We start from the raw sequence: 19,783 nt of genomic DNA, 5'->3' as shown, positions 1-19,783 counted from the left end.
GCATTTATCCTTTGAAATATTCATAGAATGTTATAAATTTGCCCACTTAACATAAAATTCTAAATTGAAAAATGGAAAACACTCGTCGTTCATTCCTGAAAAAGATGACTGCAGCCGGAATCGGTACTGCTGGTCTTGCATTGAGTAGCAACGCCGCCGCTGCTACAGTTACAACAGAAACAAGTGCAGAAAAGAAAAAGAAACCTGCCGGCAAAGACGATGGCAAATTGCGCTTCGGTTTTATCGGTACAGGTTCCCGTTGTCATGAACATATCAACAACGTATTGTCTATCCCCGGAAACAAGATCGTGGCTATCTGCGATATCCAGGCCGGTCCGATTCAACGTACGCTGGACCATATCGCCAAGTTCAATGTGCCGGCTCCGAAGGTATATACAGGTAGCGAACGTGAATTTGAAAAGATGTTGAACAACGAAGAATTCGATTGCGTTATCATCGCCAGCCCGTGGGAATGGCACGTACCGATGTCGCTTGCAGCCATGAAAGCTGGTGTCCCTTATGTCGGCGTAGAAGTATCTGCCGCCAATACATTGGAAGAATGCTGGGATCTGGTCAACGTATCGGAAGCTACGGGAAGCCATTTGAACATCATGGAAAATGTTTGCTACCGTCGCGACTGTATGGCTGCATTGAACATGGTTCGTCAGGGCCTGTTCGGTGAATTGCTGCATGCTACTTGCGGGTACGAACATGATTTGCGCGATGTCAAATTCAATGATGGAAAACATTATACTTACCAGAAAGGCGGAGAGTTGCGCATGGGTAAGGATGCGTTTGCAGAGGCTCAGTGGCGTACGAACCATTCTGTCCGTCGCAACGGTGATATCTACCCGACGCATGGAATCGGTCCGGTGGCAAACTGCCTTGACATCAACCGCGGTAACCGTTTCCTCTCCTTGTCGGCTATGGCGACCCAGTCTCGTGGCTTGCATAAGTTTATTGTGGACAATGGCGGTGAAAACCATCCTTATGCCAAGATCAACTTCAACTTGGGCGATATCGTGACTTCGATGATCAAGTGCGCGAACGGACAGACCATCATCGTGACACATGATACCAACTCTCCCCGTCCTTATTCTTTGGGCTTCCGTGTTCAGGGAACCGAAGGTTTGTGGATGAACGATGGCGACCATGTATATGTCCAGGGCAAATCCAAACCTCACCGTTGGGATGATTCGGAAGAATGGTTCAAGAAATACGATCATACTTTGTGGTCTAAACACGAAGCCGAAGCTGCTCAGGCCGGACACGGCGGTATGGACTATGTGATGATGTTCGACTTGATCAACGCTATCCATAACAAGAAACCGGCTCCTATGGACTGCTACGATGCTGCTGCATGGAGTGCCATTTCCGGTTTGTCCGAGATGTCTATCGCCCGTGGAGGCGCATTGGTTGACTTCCCCGACTTTACACGTGGACAGTGGATCCACCGTAAACCGGCTTTCGCTTTGTCTGAATAAGAAAACTGAAAATATCCATTAAAAGGCTATCGGGTTCCGGTAGCCTTTTTTTGTGGGACCGGCTCACTATGATCTTCCTTCATGCGAATTTAAAGATAGTGGCTAACCCATAGCATAGCGAGAGCGAATGCTATGGGTTGCAGTTAGATCTTGATTCGTTCTATCTCTTCCAGCCAGAGCCGCGATACCGCATCGCTCGGCATACGCCAGTCTCCACGTGGCGAGAGGCTGACGGAACCGACTTTGGGGCCGTCCGGCAGGCAACTGCGTTTGAATTGCTGCTGGAAGAAGCGGCGAAAGAAGGTGTAGAGCCATTTCTTGATCGTGGCCTTGTCGTAGACGCCTGTGAAGGCTTTCTGCGCCAGGAAAAAGATTTTGGACGGATGGGAACCGAAACGCAAGAAATGGTAGAGGAAGAAGTCGTGCAGTTCGTACGGGCCGACCAGGTCCTCTGTCTTTTGTTTGATATTGCCGTTCTCGTCTGCCGGGATCAGTTCGGGGCTGATCGGGGTATCGACAATATCCAGAAGGGTGAGGCGAGACGCATGGTCCACCTTGTTGTTGGCAACCCATTCGACTAAATATCTTACCAATGTTTTCGGGATGCTGCCGTTCACGCCGTACATCGACATATGGTCGCCGTTGTAGGTTGCCCAGCCGAGTGCCAGTTCGGAGAGGTCGCCTGTGCCGATGACGAGGCCGTTCATTTGGTTGGCGACATCCATCAGCAATTGAGTGCGCTCGCGTGCCTGGCTGTTTTCGTAGGTCACGTCGTGGACGGACGGATCGTGGTCGATGTCGCGGAAATGTTGCAGACAGGCCTCCTTAATCGAAATTTCTTTCAGGGTGACACCGAGGGAACGGATGAGGTCGCAGGCGTTGGTATAGGTACGGTCGGTCGTGCCGAATCCGGGCATCGTGATACCGATGATTTGCTCGCGTGGCATCTTCAGGACGTCGAAGGTCATGACGGTGACGAGCAAGGCCAGCGTTGAGTCCAGGCCGCCCGAAATACCGACGACAGCCGTTTGGGCATGCGCATGGACGAGCCGTTTTGCGAGGCCCGCTACCTGTATGTGGAATATTTCTTCGCAACGTTCCTTCAGCGCATCGCCGGAAGGGGTGAACGGATGCGGATCGACCGGACGCGTCAGGCTGAATCCGTCTGGAACCCGGACTTGGAAGTCTACAACCTGTGCCTTTTCCTTCAGTATGCCGGGTGCTCCGTACATGAAACTGGTGTTTACCAGACGGTCGTTTTGCAATGTCTCTATATCGATCTCGCTGATGATGAGTTGTTCTTCCATCGTGAAGCGGGGGGATTCGGCAAGTAGGTTCCCGTTTTCGGCAATGATCCCGTTACCGGCAAAGACCAGGTCGGTGCTCGATTCGCCGAAGCCGGAGGAGGCATAGACATAGCCGGCCATGCAGCGGGCGGATTGCTGGACGATCAGGGAACGCAGGTAGTTATGTTTGCCGATCAGCTCGTTGCTGGCAGACAGGTTGAAGATGATGTTGGCTCCCTCCATCGCCAATAGCGAACTGGGCGGAACGGGAACCCAAAGGTCTTCGCATATCTCGATGCCGACCGAGAGTTGTCCCGAATTGAACAGCAGGTGGTTGCCGAGCGGGTACTCCAGGCCGCCGATTTCGATTGTGGACTTTTGCAGTTCGGTGGCGGAGGTGAACCAGCGTTGTTCCTGAAACTCTTTATAGTTGGGCAGGTAGGTCTTGGGGACGACTCCCAAAATGTTGCCTTTCTGAAAAGCTACAGCCGCATTGATAAGCCGGTTCTCCGTCCGGAGGGGAACGCCGACGATGGCCAATATATTGAGGTCCGCCGTGTTGCCGGCCAGTTGGAGCAGTGCTTTTTCTGCATTGTCCAATAATGTTTGCTGGGCGAACAGGTCGAGACAGGTGTAGGCGGTGACGGATAGCTCCGGGAAAGCCATCAACTGTACGCCTTCTTCCGATGCCCGCCGCATCAGCCCTTCTATCTGTTCTATATTATAAAAACAATCCGCTACCTGTACATACGGTACGGCGGCGGCAACTTTTACAAATCCGTAGTTCATATTCGTTTATATTTGTCTTATAGATTGTTCGAGTTTGTCGGGGTCTTGACGGCAATCCCATAATAAAACGACTTGTATCAGATGATCATTTTCTATGGTATAAATAATTTTGTAGTATCCTTCAATCAAAGAACGATATTGCTTCGTCCTATTTGCAAAGGCTGGTTCCACAACTCCGATAAAAGGATTATTTTTGATACGTAAATTATCTTTTTCGAGCTTGTTTACAAATCTACGAGCGATAGTTCTCCCAAATTGTGTCAGGCAATAGGTGATGGCTAAATTAGCTTGTTCTTGTGCACGTGGTGCCCAGATTATTTCAAATTCTTTCTCCATCCTTCAAAGAATTGATGCATTTCTGTTTCTTTGATACCTTTACCTTCGCTTAGCTCTTTTTCAGCAATATCGATTTCTGCATTTGCTTCCTCTATATTGAAAGCGAGCGGAGATAGAACTACTGGCTTTTTATTCAGTATCCGTTTGGCGAACTTTTCCAGTTTCTCCATCATTTCCAGACTGTCTATCTCGTCCAGATAATCGCGTATGAAGTTCTGTTTCCATTGTTGTAATTCCATTGCCGTCATGATGTAAACTCCTTTCTTATTGAATTATGCTCCAAAGGTATGCAATTCCTTTGGATTAAAAAAGAAGGGGAGCCATACTTCACAGTATGCTCCCCTTGCAAACACAAAACAATCAACAAAAAACTATTGTCTGAATACCTTTTCGGATTTATCTGATAAATAATAGTTCCCTGTATTTCGGCAATGTCCAGATCTGGTCGTCGACAACCAGTTCCAGCTTGTCGATGTGGTAGCGGATGGCTTCCAGCATCGGAACGATGTTGTCGTGGTAGGCGATTGCCTTTTCGCGTTCGCTCCCGATCTTGTTGGCTACCTTGCGGGCTTCAACCATCTCGTCGACCTTCTCTTTGATAAAGTTGGTGCGGTTGGCGATGTCCTCGATGATCTCCAGGTTGCGGGACGAAAGGACGGAAGACTTATCGGCAGGGAAAAGGTCTCTCATCTTGTAGACGTTGTCGATCAGGGAAGTCTGGTATCTGGTGGCGGTCGGGATGATGTGGTTCATCGCCAGGTCGCCGAGTACGCGGGCTTCGATCTGGATTTTCTTCGTATAAGTTTCCCATTTGACTTCGTTACGGGCTTCCAACTCTTTACGTGTCATGACACCGGTGGATTCGAACATCCGGACGCTGCTTTCTTTCAGGTAGTTGTCGAAGATCACCGGCACACTTGTCTCGCAGTCTAAGCCACGGCGGGCAGCTTCGGCTTTCCATTCGTCGCTGTAACCGTTGCCGTCGAAATGGATGGCCTTGCATTCCTTGATGTCCTTGCGGAGCACTTCGAGGATGGCGGCGAATACTTCCTTGCCGTCGGCAATCTTGGTATCCACTTCGGTCTTGAAGAGTTTCAACTGTTCGGCTACGGCAGCGTTGAGGGCGAGCATGGCGGAAGCACAGTTGGCTTCGGAACCTACGGCACGGAACTCGAAACGGTTGCCGGTGAAGGCGAAAGGAGAGGTACGGTTACGGTCCGTATTGTCGATAAACAGTTCAGGGATGCGCGAGATGTCGAGCTTCATACCCTGCTTGCCTGCCAGCATCAGGTCTTCCGGTTCGCTCTTTTCGAGGTGTTCCAGGACCTGTGAAATCTGTGTGCCGAGGAAGCTGGAGATGATTGCGGGAGGCGCTTCGTTGGCTCCTAAGCGGTGGGCGTTGGTGGCACTCGAGATGCTGGCTTTCAGCAATCCGTTATGACGGTAAACGGCCATCAGGACATTCACGATGAAGGTGATGAAGCGGAGGTTTTCTTCCGGTGTCTTGCCCGGAGCCATCAGCAGGATGCCGGTGTCGGTACCCAATGACCAGTTGTTATGCTTGCCTGAACCGTTGACACCCTTGAACGGCTTTTCATGCAGCAGGACACGGAAGCCGTGCTTACGGCTGATCTTACGCATCAGAGCCATCACGAGCAGGTTATGGTCGTTCGCCAGGTTGCATTCCTCGAAGATGGGAGCCAGCTCGAACTGGTTCGGGGCAACTTCGTTGTGACGGGTTTTCACCGGGATACCCAGCTTGAGGGATTCCATCTCCAGATCCTTCATAAACTCCATGACGCGGGTCGGGATAGCGCCGAAGTAGTGGTCTTCCAGCTGCTGGTTCTTTGAACTTTCGTGGCCCATCAACGTGCGGCCTGTCAGGAGCAAGTCGGGACGTGCGGCATACAAGCCTTCGTCGACCAGGAAGTATTCCTGTTCCCAACCCAGGTAGGCATAGACCTTTTTTACATCCGGGTTGAAGTAGTGGCAAACGTCGACGGCCGCCTTGTTCACGGCCTCGAGAGCTTTCAGCAGCGGAGCCTTGTAGTCCAGCGATTCACCGGTATAGGCGATGAAGACGGTCGGGATGCAGAGCGTGTCGCCTACGATAAAGGCGGGAGAGGAAGGGTCCCAGGCGGAATAACCGCGAGCCTCGAACGTGTTTCGTATACCTCCGTTCGGGAAGCTGGATGCATCCGGCTCCTGCTGGATCAGTAGCTTGCCGGAGAACTCTTCGACCATGCCGCCCTTGCCGTCGTGTTCGACGAAAGCATCGTGCTTCTCGGCCGTTCCTTCGGTCAGCGGATGGAACCAGTGTGTGTAGTGGGTGGCACCCATTTCGACCGCCCACTTCTTCATGCCGGCGGCTACTGCGTCGGCTGTTTCGCGGTCGAGGGGAGTGCCGTTGTCGATGCAGTCCGTGATCCGTTCGTACGCTTTTTCGGGAAGGTATTTGAACATCTTTGCCCGGTTGAACACGTTCTGTCCGAAATAGTCGGAGGGACGTTCGGCCGGAGCCGGTACTTCTGCAGCCCGTTTCTTGAAGGCTGTCTCTACTACTCTGAATCTTAACTTTGACATAGATATAATGATTTAATGTGATAATTTGCCCATATGCCTGTGGCTGTTTCTTTTACCGCAGAACAGGTCGTTTGCTTATCTTCAAAGAGGCTGTTTGATTACCGTCAAAGAAGGTTTTTGAAGATAAGCGAAAAGTCTGTTTAGCCATTGTAAGCCGTTTCACCATGCTCGTAGATGTCCAGACCTTCTTCTTCGACACGTGCCGGAACGCGGAGTCCGTGAACGATGTCAAGCCCTTTGAACACTGCGAATCCCATTCCTGCCGCCCAGCAACCGACAACAACCGCTCCGAACAGTTGTGCCAGCAGGAAATTAGCGTTTCCGCAATAAAAGAGTCCTTCCTCCGTGGCGAACAATCCCGTCAGGATCGTGCCGAGGCATCCGCAGACACCGTGTACGGAAGAGGCACCGACCGGATCGTCGATCTTCAGGACGTGGTCGATAAAATCGACGGCATAGATCATCACCGTACCGCAGACAGCCCCGATGATCACAGCTCCGGCCGGAGACACCAAGTCGCAACCGGCGGTAATGCCGACTAAGCCTGCCAACACACCGTTCAGCGTCAGGGAAAGGGAAGGTTTCTTATATTTGAACCAGGCCACGATCAGCGAGAGGAAACCTCCGGCGCAGGCAGCCAGGTTGGTCGTCAGGAACACATGAGAGATCGCCGTGCGGTTGCCTTCGCCTGAAGCCGCCAGCTGTGAACCGGGGTTGAACCCGAACCAGCCGAACCACAGGATGAACACGCCGAGGCAAGCCAGCGTCAGGTTATGGCCGGGGATGGCACGCGATCTTTTGTCTTTCCCGTATTTGCCGATACGCGGGCCGATGATGGCTGCACCCACCAGGGCAACCCATCCGCCTACGGAGTGGACGACCGTGGAACCGGCAAAGTCATGAAAGGTTGTCCCGAACGTGTTCATCATGAAACTGCCCTCTTCGCCGTTCATCAGCCAGCCTCCGCCCCAGGTCCAGTGTCCGCTGACAGGGTAGATCAACACGCTGATCAGGATGGTATAAGCGAGGTACATGGAGAATTTCGTCCGTTCCGCCATCGCACCGGAGACGATCGTGGCGGCTGTCGCGCAGAACACTGTCTGGAAGATCAGGAATCCTTCGACCGGCAGCTGCGAATGATAGAAATTCAGGTTGAATAAATGGGGCATCCCGATGAAACCGCCCGCACCGAACATGATGCCGAAGCCGACGGTCCAGAACAGCAACGAGCCTAACATGAAATCGAGCAGGTTCTTCATCAGTATATTCGCCGTGTTCTTGGTCCGGGTAAAGCCGGCTTCTACGAGGGCGAATCCCGGCTGCATGAAAAATACTAACATGGCTGCAAGCAGCATCCACACGGTATCGAGCGATAGGACTAAGTCTGTAATTGTATATGTAGTATCCATTGTAAATAATTGTTTGATTTGTTAATTGGCTAATCATCTCTCCTGTTCGGCATTGTAGAGTGCGATGTCGCCCCGTTCGCCGGTACGGATACGGATGGAGTCTTCAACCGGGATGACAAAGATGCGTCCGTCGCCGATCTCGCCCGTCTGGGCGGCTTTGATGATGGCTTGCACGGTCTTTTCCACATTCTTGTCGCGGACGACGATGGAGATCAGCGTGCGTTCGATGTAACTCGTGTCATAGACGACACCACGGTAGATGCGCCCTTGACGCGCTTTGCCGACACCTCTCACGTCGTAGTACGAGAACCATTCGATGTCGGCTTCGAGAAGCGCTTCTTTCACTTCCTCGAACTTGGTCTTGCGAATAATAGCTTCAATCTTTTTCATAACCTTAAAGAGTTAGGGTGATATTTCACCCGGTTAATACTTTCGGAAAAGGTGTATAGAACGCCCGCCACTTCAGTCTGGGATGGTTGCAGTATAACATTCTATAAAATCAATAAACAGGACGGGCTTTTCTATACGGACCTTTTTCTTTATGATAACCTAAACTTGTTTTTTACGGGGCCGGTCCTACAGTGACACGCCGAATACCATGAACACGTCGTCATGTTCGGGAGCAGCGACCACCTGGGTGAATACTGGCAGCGAGAATGAGTCTGTGATCTTGATCTCCTTGCTTGCCTTCAGTGAGATGCTGTTCAGGCCGAAGCCGTCGCTGTACTGGCTTTTCCAGGGGGAGATGCCGATACCTGGTGTGAAACTGACGCCCCAGACGTTCAGGTCGTAGGCTGCTTCGAAATAGGACGAGTAGTAACGGTTTCCATCCTCCGGGTTCTTGTCGCCGCCTGCGAACATCGTGCTCCAGGTGAGGTTCATGGGAAATCTTTCGCCGAAATTGTAACCGATCGTTCCTTCGAAATAGTGGTCTGTGCCGTAGCGTCCGTATCGGGCGCCTTCGCCGGACCACCAGTAGTCGGTGACTGCGATGCTGAATCCTTTGATTCCGTATCCGAATGTGAGGTCGAATTCCTTCGCTTTGTACTCATCCGAAGATGTCGAGAAATCCGTGGAGCCCCACGCTGTGAGAGACAACCCGCCGTATGATATGCCGAGGCTGGGTTGGACGGAAGGACCGGTCTGGTACATTCCTCTCCATACGTAGCTGCTGAGGAGGTCGGCAGCCGGCGCAATTTCAAACTTCTTTTCTTCCTGTGCAAAGACCGAAAAGGACATAAGTAGAGCCGTAGCGGACAAGACCGTCCGCTTGAAAGTAATTGTTTTCATCTCATTTTTCCTTTTGATAACCGTTGAACACTTTGCCTAATGCATTCCTTGCTCGCAGGATTGGCAGGGAGAGGTTTGCGCGGTTTCCCCTCCCTTTTTGCATCGACAGTTAGTTTAGAGCAACCACTTCTTCAGCCTGGCCATGGCTTCCAAAGTGTCGTCTCTGTCTCCGAAAGCGGTGAGGCGGAGAAAACCCTCACCACTGGGCCCGAACCCCACGCCGGGGGTCCCTACTATGTTGACTTCATAAAGTAGCTTGTCAAAGAACTTCCAGGAGGACAGTCCGTCTGGTGTCTTCAGCCAGATGTAAGGGGCATTCTCTCCGCCGTACACTCGCAGACCGCAACTCTGGAGGCTTTCCCGCATGATACGGGCGTTGGTCATATAATAATCGATCGTTTTCTTGATTTGCGCTTTCCCTTCCGGGCTGTAGACGGCTTCGGCGCCCCGCTGGGTGATGTAGCTCGTACCGTTGAACTTCGTGCACTGGCGGCGGTTCCACATCCGGTTCAACTGAACCCGTTCACCTGCCAGGGTAAAGGCGTTCAACTCCTTCGGTACGACCGTGTAGCCGCAACGTACCCCCGTGAAACCAGCTGTCTTGGAGAAGCTGCGGAATTCGATCGCCACCTTTTTCGCACCCTTGATCTCGTAGATGGAGTGGGGGATATTGGGGTCCTGGATGTATGCCTCGTAGGCCGAGTCGTACATGATCAGGCAGTCGTTGGCAAGGGCGTAGTTCACCCATTTCTTCAGTTCCTCTTTCGTAAGCGTCGTCCCGGTCGGGTTGTTCGGGTAGCAGAGGTAGATGATGTCTACGCGGCGGCTGGGCAGGTCGGGCACGAAATTGTTGGCTTCCGTGCAGGGGATGTAGACCACGTCGCTCCATCTGCCGTCCTCCAGCGTGCCGGTCCGTCCGCTCATCACGTTCGAGTCGATGTAGACGGGATAGACCGGATCCGTCACTCCGATGCTGTTGTCGTGGCGGAGCATATCGCCGATGTTTCCGCAGTCGCTCTTGGCGCCGTCGCTGACGAACACTTCGCCGGGTTCGAGGAAGATGCCGCGGGTGGCGTAATCGTTTTTGATGATGGCGTCGATCAGGAACGGATAGCCCTGTTCGGGCCCGTATCCGTGAAATGTATCCTTGCTTGCCATTTCATCAACCGCCTTGTGCATGGCTTCGATGACGGCAGGGGCTAACGGTTGTGTCACATCGCCGATCCCCATGCGGATGATCTTCTCTTTCGGATGTGTAACCTTGAAACTGTTTACCTTCTTAGCGATGTCCGAGAACAGGTAATTGTTTTGCAGCTTTAGGAAATGTTCATTAATCAGTGCCATATCAATCAATTGTTTTGTGTTGTGTTTTATATTTCCAGTTCCCCCTCGAATACTTTCACCGCTCCGCCGGTCATGTAGACGTGTCCGGAACTCTCGTCCCAGCGGATGGTGAGGGGGCCTCCATCCATGACGACTTTCGTTTTCCGTCCGGTTTTCCCGCGTACTGAGGCTGCCACGGCTGACGCGCAGGCTCCGGTTCCGCAGGCCTGCGTAATGCCGGAGCCCCGTTCCCAAACCCGCATCCGAACTTTGTCCGGGCTTAATACCTGGACAAATTCGACATTTGTCCGGTTCGGGAACAACGGATGGCATTCCAGTAAAGGTCCGATGACCGGCAGATTTATCTTCGTAATATCTTCAACAAAAATAACGAGGTGCGGATTCCCCATCGAGACGACCGTACCTGTATAAAAATTGCCTCCGGCTTCTATTTCGAGGGCTGTTTCGCCCACGACCGGGCATCCCATGTCGACCGTCACTTCGGTTACCTCTTCGCGAGAACCGGAAAGTTGCCGGGTTGTCAGTTGTAACTCCTTGATGCCGGATAATGTTTCCAGCGTAACGGTCTTTTTATCCGTCAGCCTCTTGTCGTACACATATTTGCCGATACAGCGGGAGGCATTTCCGCACATCATGGCTTCGGAGCCGTCCGCATTGAATATACGCATACTGAAGTCGGCGATCTTCGACGAACCGATCAGAACCAGTCCGTCCGATCCTATCCCGGTATGCGGAGCGCTCAGCCTGATGGCAAGTTTTTCCGGGTTTCGGACCGGAAAAGCCATTGCGTTCACGTATATATAGTCGTTTCCGGCTCCGTGCATCTTTGTGAATCTGATTGGTTCTGTCATTTTACTTCTATTAATTCGTTTAAAATATCTTTTTGTCTTATTGCGATACAAATATACGACGTTTTGGTATATTAAGTATGTAAATAGTATCTGAATGTATGAAAATATGTTGCTGGTGATGAATTGTTACGGATAGGGATGAGTTTTGTTATAATTCGTAACGTTATAGCCTGTTTTGTGTTTGCTATTGTAAGTTTGCTTTTGGGGAAAAGTCGTCGTGGCTTGCGTCGTGTACTTTTAGGGTTAAAAGTTCCCGTCACGGCTTGCGCCATCTACTTTTGAAATGGAAAGGAGGGTGTGGAAGAGGCTATTTCTGGAATATCTCCGGATATTTGTTAATGAAATAGACTGGAGTACAGCTCCAGGCATGGCAATAACTGTTGATTACAAAGAAACCGTACGGAGAGAGGTAGTCGTTGTCCGGATCATAGACCTCCCAGAAGGTATCGGCTCCCCGTTTTACCATGCTACCCCAGTAATCGGTGATCAATTTACGTGCGTCCTGCTGCATACCGCATTTTAGAAGGGCTTCTATGACATAATGGTAAGCGTAGGGGCAACCCGGATAGCAAGCGTCGGGCATGGACATGACGGTTGCCATCGCCTTGGCTCCTTCTTTTTTGTCCAGCGTGTTGGAAAGGATCATCCAGACTTGCGACAGGTAGGAGACTTGCTTGTCCTTGCCGCTGACCACCACGCCCTGCTTCTTGTCGTAGAAGTGCCGGCGGGCGGCTTTCTTCATCTTGGCGGCTGTTGTCAGCCATTCGCCGGCTTCTTTTTCTTTGCCTAACATTTTGGCCAGTTCGTAGCTGTGCTGGAGGGCGAAGATGGTTAGGCCTTGCATGGAGGCCTGGCGGTCGTAGCCATCTTTCCAGTCGAACACTAACCAGTATTGAGGTTTTTTGTCCATGTCGTAGATCCATTCCGGTGAGAATTGGCGGAGAGCTAATTCTATCTGGCGGACGACGACAGGCCAGAGGTCGTTGCCTGTTTCCGTATCGCCCGTCTCTTTCAGGTATTCGAGCAAGGCAACATTATATATAAGGCAATAATCGAGCGTATGCGTGCCGTATTGCGGATGTGGTTTGGGCTTTTCCAGCAGGGTGGCATGAAGCAGACCTTCGTCGTTGGCGAAGGCGGCCAAGAGATACAGGCAATGCTTGGTCAGTTCATGGTTCTTGAACGTATAGGCGTTTGCCAATGCTTCGAGATAGAGGTCGCCGATCCACAGGCGGCGGTCACGCTTAGGGCCGTCTTCGTAGACGGTCTGCATACATTCTTTCAGGGTGTTCAAACCCACTTGGTATATGTCCCGTATAAGCGGATCGGTGGTGGAGGCCAAAGCCGGCGTTTCGTTGGTGACGGAGGTTTGTGCCCGGAAGGTCAGCTTGTCGAACACGAAGTCGAAGCTGCCGGATATCCCTAACAGTTCGATTTTCAGGTAACGCCCTGCCAGACGGCGCGGGATCGTCATTTCGTGGGGGACGCTCGTGATCGTCACGATTTCGTCCTGTACCCAGGAGCGGGCCAGGCCGCCCTTATACGGTTCGAGCGGGGTATTCAGTTCGCCCGGCACTTCTGCAAAGGTGAATTTGAGGCGGACAGGAGCATCGGCCGCTTTCAATCCGTCCGGCTTGATGGAGAAGGTGAGATAGCCGGTATAATGGTTACCGAAATCCAGCGTGATGGCAGGATGCTTTTTGAATGGCTCGTTGAAAAGGATCTCCGGTTGTCCGGCGTCTTCCATACGCCAGCCCTGGAATGCTTTTGTGTCCTGGACGGAGCGGACGACTTTTACGGGCGTTATGGTTTGATAACTCAGTTCCGGGCGGCAGGCTTCCGCTTTCCGGAGCCATTCCTGGCTGTCGTTGAAATATGCACTTTGCGCCAGGCAGGTCGATCCCAATGCGAATAGGACAAGGCCTGCGGTCAATAAGATTTTCTTCATTCTTTATAGGGTCTAAATAGATGGTTGTTTATAATTAGATGGATAGCCTGTCAGTGTCGGAGTGGTGTTCTCATAGCATCCCAAACTCCCTTGATGTCAGTTTTAACTGACGGTTAAATATAGGCTTCAGCCCCATTTCTATTAAAAATACAACAGATGTATTCAGTAAGAAATGGGACTGAAGTCCAATAATTTATATCTATTCCTATCCGTCAGTTAAAACTGACGGCAAAATAAACAGCAAAGATTATTTAGCGTTCTCGATGCGGAATGAGTAGCTGTAGTCTTTGTTCTTTTCGATCTCATAATGCGGACGCGGACCGGGACCGCAACTGCCGTTTCCGATGCCACGCTGGATACAGTCGAGACTCAGGATCACTTCCGCACGGCGGATATTATCGAGGTCGTGCGCGTAAGTCAGTCCCCACAGCTCCGGATCGGTGAAGTGGAGCGCACTGAAGTTCAGGTGATCTTTCGACGTGATGCGGATGCCCTGGTTATCGAGGCTTTTCAGCGTCAGCCAGCGCACGTCGTCGCGGTTACCCATCGACTGGGCGCGTACGTAGGCTTCTTCCATTCCGGTTACGGTGTTTTTGTATAGGCCGACATAGGCTGCGTTTTTGCGGTCCCAATAGTTTTCGATCGGGCCGCGGCCGTACCATTCCACCTTCTCGAGCGTCGGGTTCAAGGCTATCTGGAGGCCGAGACGCGGCAGGTTGAAGTCGTTGCCGGCTTTGAAAGCAGCATCCACATCGACTGTCCCGTTTGCATAGATCGTATAGGTGATGTTGAATGGCACTGTCACTTTCTTGGCTCCGTTGCCTACTGTGGCTGCGAGGCTTGTGGTGACGGTGACGGACTTTTTGTCGTCAGCCTGCTTCCAGTTGAACGCCTGCTTTTTGATAGTGGTCGGCAAGTAATCCCGTTTGTCATTGTCCATCGCACGGAACCAGTTGAAGCCGAAGCCTTCCTTATTATAGATCATATCCGTGCCGGCATAACGCAAGGAGACCATCTTGCCTGTTTCCGGATTAAAGGCGACGAAGAATCCCGGAGCGCGGAAACCGACCTGCCCCTTTTCTTCTTCCACTTTCAGCGTATCGTCGAAGGTCCTGTCGACAGGAGCTACCGCAACCTTTCCGGTCAGCGTATATTGCTCGGAGGCCACTTCGTGTCCCGCTTCCGCCCAGTTGCAACCCTTTTTCAATTGGGCCGACAGGTTGAGGAAGTATTCGCTGTTTGCATCCAAGGCCGTTTTATAAGGAATCGTCACTTCGATATCTTTGTTCGGAGCTACGTCGCCTAATGGCAACACACCCGATTCTACCACTTGGCCGTCTTTCAGCAACTGCCATTGCAAATTAAACTGGTTCAGGTTCAGGAAGTCGTAGCGGTTCTCCAACTTCACCTTACCGGCAAGAAGGTCTACCGGTTTGAACTTGATGTATTGGTAGACTTTCTTCACCTCGATCAGCTTCGGAGTTACCTGGCGGTCGGGAGTCACGATACCGTTACAACAGAAATCGAAGTCGTTCGGTTTGTCGCCGAAGCCCCCGCCGAAGTAGTAACGGTTCGGCAGCTCGCCATATTTGTTGATGCCCTGGTCCACCCAGTCCCAGATACAACCGCCGATCATGCGGCAGGAATGGTTCTCGATGTAGTCCCAGTACTCGTCGAGGTTACCGATCGCATTACCCATTGCGTGTGCATATTCGCAGAGGAAGAACGGCTTGTCACTCTTCTCTTCGTCCTGTTGCTTCATCGACTCGATGGAAGGATACATGCGGGAGTCCATATCGGCGATCTTGTTCTTACCCTCGTAGTGGATCGGACGCGGATCGAGTTTGCGTGCTTCCTTGTAAACGGTGTCGAAATTCTTGCCGTCGCCGGATTCGTTACCCATTGACCAGAAGATAACGGACGGGTGGTTCTTGTCGCGTTCGATCATGCGAACCATACGGTCCACATAGGCAGGCAACCAGCTCTCCTTGTTGCTGATCGAATGGTTGCCGTGGCACTCGATATCGGCCTCGTCCATCACATAGATACCGTAATAGTCGTGCAAAGCATACATCTTGGCATCGTTCGGATAATGGCTCGTGCGTATCGTATTCAGGTTATAACGCTTGAAAAGCAGTATATCCTCGATCATCGACTCGACCGGAACAGCCTTCCCGTATTGCGGGTGGATGTCATGGCGGTCGGCCTCTTTGAAGAACACCTGCTCATTATTGATATATACCCGCTTGTTCTTAATCTCGATTTTACGGAAACCGAACTGCGAGGTCATTGCTTCGAGCGTCTTGCCCGTCTTGTCTTTCAGTTCCAGGATCACCGTGTAGAGGTAGGGGATTTCGGCAGACCAGAGGTTCGGGTTCCTGACCTCGACACTGGCCTCGCTTACCACTTCCTGTCCTTCCCGGATGTCCTTGACTACATCGGATATAAAGGCAACCTGCTTGCCATCCTGATCCAGCAGTGTGACATCGACAACCGCCTCGTCCACCGTTTTATCATAGCTCGTTACGTTTGTGCGTACATTGAAGGTCGCCTTACTCAGGTCGTCCCCCGCAAATGAAGCGGTCAGGTAGTAATCGCGCAAACGCAGTTTAGGAGTCGCGAAGAGGTAAACATCGCGATGGATACCGCTCAGGCGGAACATATCCTGGTCTTCCAGATAACTGCCGTCGCTCCAGCGATACACCTCGACAGCCAGTACGTTCTTTCCCGGCTTCACATATTTGGTGATGTTGAACTCCGCATCGTTGTTCGCCCCTTGGCTGTAACCCACTTTCTTGCCGTTCACCCAGAGATACATCGCGCTGTAGACACCGTCGAAATGGATAAAGATTTCGCTCCCTTTCCAGTCGGCGGGAATATCGAAGTCGCGGCGATAGGAACCGACCGGATTCGGTTCGTCCATGATCGTATAGCCCTTCTTTCCCTGTATGAAAGGAGGATTGTTACGATGCGGATAGGTGATGTTCGTATAGATCGGTGTGCCGTATCCGTGCATTTCCCAGTTGGAGGGAACCGGAATTTCTTTCCAGCCCGAAACATCATAGTTCGGTTTGTAGAAATTGACCGGACGTTCGGACGGCTGCTTCACCCAGTTGAATTTCCAATTGCCGTTCAGTAATTGATAGCGCGGCGAGTTCGGGCGAATCCAGGCTTTGCGGTAGTCGGGCGAGTTTTTCAGGCTTTCCACGGAAGGAAAAGGCACATATGTCGTATGCCCCGGCTCCTTATTAACGGCAAAGACGGTTTCGTTCTCCCAATCGTTATCGCTTGAACCGCGCAAGGCCTCCACGTCGATTTTAATGTTCGACCGGCGTAGTGTCCACTGCTGCTTGGCATTGGTCGAATCGGCTACAAGCTGTAGGGCCGCTTTTCCCGGCTGCCCGTCGTCGCTGATACCGAGGTTCAACCCGTTGGCTATGCTGGTGAACGTGTAGGTGTTTTCGCCTACCTTCGTGAGCTTCCAGAACTGGTTCATGTTCGTAGCGCCATTGTCCCACTGGATCACCGGGCCCGGTTCTTTCGTGTTGTTATTGTCCACACATTTATCGGAGAGAGGCGTGCAGATCTTATAAACACCATAGCCCGGCGTCGTCAGTTGCCACACCTGCGACATCCGGTTTTCCACCCGGTTGTTGATGAATACCTGCGTCCCGTCATCTTCGCTGTCTTGATTGTCGAGTACCAGATTGTTACTGCTTACGATCTCGTAATAGGCGTTCGGATCGATTTCTTGTGAATGTCCTGTTCGGGGAAGCATGGCCATAAGCAGAAGCATGGCGAAGAGCGCCCCGGTTGAAATCTTGCTTTTCATGAGAATTATAGATTTAATTATTCCTCAAAAGTAGGATATTTTAGCGGATTATCCTACTTCTCTTTCTATATTTATTTCTATTTTTGTCTGCATATAATATAGAACGCGATGAAGATGGAAAGTAATAATTTTCAATATGAGAGCGAGATAAAGTGGGAAAATGCCGGCGAAGGTGTCGTACGCCAGATCATGGCCTATAATGACGACCTGATGATGGTCAAAGTCAAGTTTGAAACCGGAGCGGTCGGTACGCCCCACACGCACCCGCATACGCAGGCGACCTATGTAGCAAGCGGTGTGTTCGAGTTCACGACAGACGGCGAGACGAAAATAGTCCGTGCGGGCGACGGGGTTTATATGAAACCGGGCGTCCTGCACGGTTGCCGGTGCCTGGAAGCTGGTGTGCTGATCGATACGTTCAGCCCGATGCGGAAGGATTTTTTATAACGTTTTTTTGTCTATAGAGTAATATGAAACTTGCTTATCGAGTAGACTTCCGGTTACTTATCGAGTAGCCGGCAATCTACTTAGTAAGTAAACTCAAGCTTATTCGATAAGTAAGTTTCAGACCTTTCTTGAAAAATATTACCCGCTAACGTAATTTGAAATATATGGAGTAGAAAAGTTAAATCATACAAGAACCTCCCCTAAAAGGTGCGTATTTATATCTGCTTGCTACTCAGTGTTTTGTATTATTATAAGTTTCTTAAAAAATATTACCCGCAAGGGTAAATTGAAATAGATGGGGTAGAAAACCGAATTTTATGCGCTACTGTTTCGATTTGGACCAACGGGTATTTCGGGAAACTGTACAATAAGCCAGGAATGACAATAAGCCTCGTTTTGGATATCTTTACTAACATGCATATTCTTGTTCTTATGCTTTTGCAAAGATGAAGGTTAATTGAGAATGAATAATACCCCATTATTCATTCTCAATCGTAAATCAGTATGCCGCCTCATGTACCCCCTTCACCGCCCGGCCGCTGGGGTCGTTCATGTTTTGGAAGGTAGCGTCCCAGGCGAGAGCTTCGGCGGTGGAGCAGGCGACGCTGGGAACGCTCGGTACGCTGCGCGCGGCGCTTTCGCTGGGGAAGTGCTCTTCGAAGATGGTGCGGTAGAAGTATTCTTCTTTGTTTTGTGGCGTGTTGATCGGGAAGCGCCGGGCGGCGTTTGTCATATCGGTGTCGCTGACGGCTTGGGCGGTCACCTTCTTCAGCGTGTCGATCCAGCTGTAGCCGACGCCGTCGGAGAACTGTTCTTTCTGGCGCCAGGCGATCTCCGGGGGGAGCATGCCGGCAAAGGCCTCGCGGAGGATCTTTTTCTCGATCACGCTACCGGGGCACATCTTGGCTTCGGGAGCGAGGCGCATGGCTACGTCGAGAAACTCCTTGTCGAGGAAAGGAACGCGGCCTTCCACGCCCCAGGCACACAGGCTCTTGTTGGCACGGAGGCAGTCATACATATAGAGTTTGCCTAACTTGCGGACAGTCTCCTCATGGAAAGCCTTCGCATCCGGAGCTTTGTGGAAATAAAGGTAACCGCCGAACACCTCGTCCGCCCCTTCGCCGCTCAACACCATCTTGATGCCCATCGACTTGATCACGCGGGCCAACAGGTACATCGGGGTGGAGGCACGGACGGTCGTCACGTCGTAGGTCTCGATATAGTAGATCACGTCGCGGATGGCATCGAGCCCTTCCTCGATCGTGTAGTTGATCTCGTGGTGGACAGTGCCGATATAATCAGCCACTTTTCTGGCTGCCGCCAGATCAGGCGCTCCCTTAAGACCGACGGCGAAGGAGTGCAGTTGAGGCCACCACGCATCAGCCTTTCCTCCGGTTTCGATGCGCTTGGCTGCGTATTTTTTGGCTATGGCGGAGGTGACGGACGAGTCCAGTCCGCCGGAAAGGAGTACGCCGTAGGGCACGTCGCTCATCAGTTGGCGGCGCACGGCGGCTTCGAGGGCGTCATGCAGTTCCTCTACGCTGGCGGGATTGTCTTTCACATTGTCATATTGCATCCAGTCGCGGACGTACCAGCGAGTGAAATCTTTGTCGCGGCTATAGAAGTAATGCCCCGGAGGGAACTGGCCATACGCGGTGGCGAAGCCTTCCAGCCCTTTCAGTTCGGAAGAAACGAGGAGATGCCCATCATCGTCGTGCCCTATATATAAAGGGATGACGCCGATCGGGTCGCGGGCGATCAGGTAGCAGTCGTCCGCCTCGTCGTAGAGGGCGAACCCGAAGATGCCGCTCAACTTCTCCACACATCCCACGCCGTACTTGCGGTAGAGGGCGAGGATGACCTCGCAGTCGCTTCCGGTCTGGAACTCATATTCGTCCTTCAACTGTTCGCGGAGCTCGCGGTGGTTGTATATCTCGCCGTTAACGGTGAGGATCAGTTTGCCGTCTTTGCTTCTCAGCGGTTGCCCGCCGGATGCCGGGTCGACGATGGAGAGGCGTTCGTGGGCGAGGATGGCGGTCTTGCCTTGGTAGATGCCGCTCCAGTCCGGGCCGCGGTGACGGATGCGTTTACTCATTTTCAGGGCCTGCTGACGAAGGCCGGCGGCGCTGTTGCGGATGTTGAAGATTGCTGTAATGCCACACATGGTAATTGAAAATTGATAAT

General features: G+C 51.8%; 14 protein-coding genes. 2 read left to right on the top strand and 12 right to left on the bottom strand.

What is annotated here, in order from left to right; genetic code table 11:
* Positions 1-71: 71 nt before the first annotated feature.
* Positions 72-1,484 carry a Gfo/Idh/MocA family protein gene (locus ACPYIV_RS08095; protein WP_293733542.1) on the top strand — a complete coding sequence of 471 codons (1,413 nt, stop codon included), beginning with the start codon at positions 72-74 and terminating at the stop codon, positions 1,482-1,484.
* A gap of 143 nt (positions 1,485-1,627) precedes the next feature.
* On the opposite strand, the gene ACPYIV_RS08090 is transcribed toward ACPYIV_RS08095, so the two are convergent.
* The 11 genes from ACPYIV_RS08090 to ACPYIV_RS08040 all read right to left on the bottom strand — a co-directional run bounded on the left by ACPYIV_RS08090 (position 1,628) and on the right by ACPYIV_RS08040 (position 17,152).
* On the bottom strand, positions 1,628-3,559 hold the full coding sequence (locus ACPYIV_RS08090; RefSeq protein ID WP_293733543.1) for an NAD(+) synthase: 1,932 nt from the start codon (positions 3,557-3,559) through the stop codon (positions 1,628-1,630).
* Between the two features lie 6 nt (positions 3,560-3,565).
* Positions 3,566-3,895, bottom strand: coding sequence for a type II toxin-antitoxin system RelE/ParE family toxin (locus ACPYIV_RS08085; RefSeq protein ID WP_293733544.1), 330 nt, complete (start codon positions 3,893-3,895; stop codon positions 3,566-3,568).
* Positions 3,874-4,134, bottom strand: a complete 261-nt coding sequence (locus ACPYIV_RS08080) for a hypothetical protein (protein ID WP_293740128.1) — start codon at positions 4,132-4,134, stop codon at positions 3,874-3,876. Before ACPYIV_RS08080 ends, ACPYIV_RS08085 begins: the two co-directional genes overlap by 22 nt.
* A gap of 157 nt (positions 4,135-4,291) precedes the next feature.
* Positions 4,292-6,478, bottom strand: coding sequence for a glutamine synthetase III (locus tag ACPYIV_RS08075; protein ID WP_293733546.1), 2,187 nt, complete (start codon positions 6,476-6,478; stop codon positions 4,292-4,294).
* Between the two features lie 140 nt (positions 6,479-6,618).
* Positions 6,619-7,887: an ammonium transporter gene (locus ACPYIV_RS08070; protein ID WP_321781310.1), complete on the bottom strand. Its 1,269-nt coding sequence runs from the start codon at positions 7,885-7,887 to the stop codon at positions 6,619-6,621.
* A 33-nt stretch (positions 7,888-7,920) separates the two neighbouring features.
* On the bottom strand, positions 7,921-8,277 hold the full coding sequence (locus ACPYIV_RS08065; RefSeq protein WP_293733547.1) for a P-II family nitrogen regulator: 357 nt from the start codon (positions 8,275-8,277) through the stop codon (positions 7,921-7,923).
* 186 nt (positions 8,278-8,463) lie between these two features.
* Entirely contained in the window at positions 8,464-9,177 is a 714-nt protein-coding gene (locus ACPYIV_RS08060) for a hypothetical protein (protein WP_293733548.1), read from the bottom strand.
* Positions 9,178-9,291: 114 nt separating this feature from the next.
* Positions 9,292-10,521 carry an LL-diaminopimelate aminotransferase gene (locus ACPYIV_RS08055; protein ID WP_293733549.1) on the bottom strand — a complete coding sequence of 410 codons (1,230 nt, stop codon included), beginning with the start codon at positions 10,519-10,521 and terminating at the stop codon, positions 9,292-9,294.
* Between the two features lie 26 nt (positions 10,522-10,547).
* Positions 10,548-11,372 carry a diaminopimelate epimerase gene (dapF, locus tag ACPYIV_RS08050; protein WP_293733550.1) on the bottom strand — a complete coding sequence of 275 codons (825 nt, stop codon included), beginning with the start codon at positions 11,370-11,372 and terminating at the stop codon, positions 10,548-10,550.
* Positions 11,373-11,679: 307 nt separating this feature from the next.
* Positions 11,680-13,320 (bottom strand): glycoside hydrolase, encoded by a 1,641-nt coding sequence (locus ACPYIV_RS08045; protein ID WP_425886301.1) that lies wholly within the window; start codon positions 13,318-13,320, stop codon positions 11,680-11,682.
* Positions 13,321-13,567: 247 nt separating this feature from the next.
* Positions 13,568-17,152, bottom strand: coding sequence for a glycoside hydrolase family 2 TIM barrel-domain containing protein (locus ACPYIV_RS08040; protein WP_425886300.1), 3,585 nt, complete (start codon positions 17,150-17,152; stop codon positions 13,568-13,570).
* A gap of 108 nt (positions 17,153-17,260) precedes the next feature.
* On the opposite strand from ACPYIV_RS08040, the gene ACPYIV_RS08035 reads away from it, so the two are divergent.
* On the top strand, positions 17,261-17,599 hold the full coding sequence (locus ACPYIV_RS08035) for a cupin domain-containing protein (protein WP_293733553.1): 339 nt from the start codon (positions 17,261-17,263) through the stop codon (positions 17,597-17,599).
* 499 nt (positions 17,600-18,098) lie between these two features.
* Here ACPYIV_RS08035 and asnB read toward each other — a convergent pair whose 3' ends face one another.
* A complete protein-coding gene (asnB, locus tag ACPYIV_RS08030) occupies positions 18,099-19,763 on the bottom strand; it encodes an asparagine synthase B (protein ID WP_425886299.1) in 1,665 nt (554 codons plus the stop codon).
* Between the last annotated feature and the right edge of the window lie 20 nt (positions 19,764-19,783).

The sequence above is a fragment of the Parabacteroides vesiculifaciens genome (assembly GCF_049860805.1).
Lineage (GTDB): Bacteria > Bacteroidota > Bacteroidia > Bacteroidales > Tannerellaceae > Parabacteroides.
Note: the sequence above shows the minus strand (reverse complement) of the source record. Positions and strands in the feature narration are given on the sequence as shown.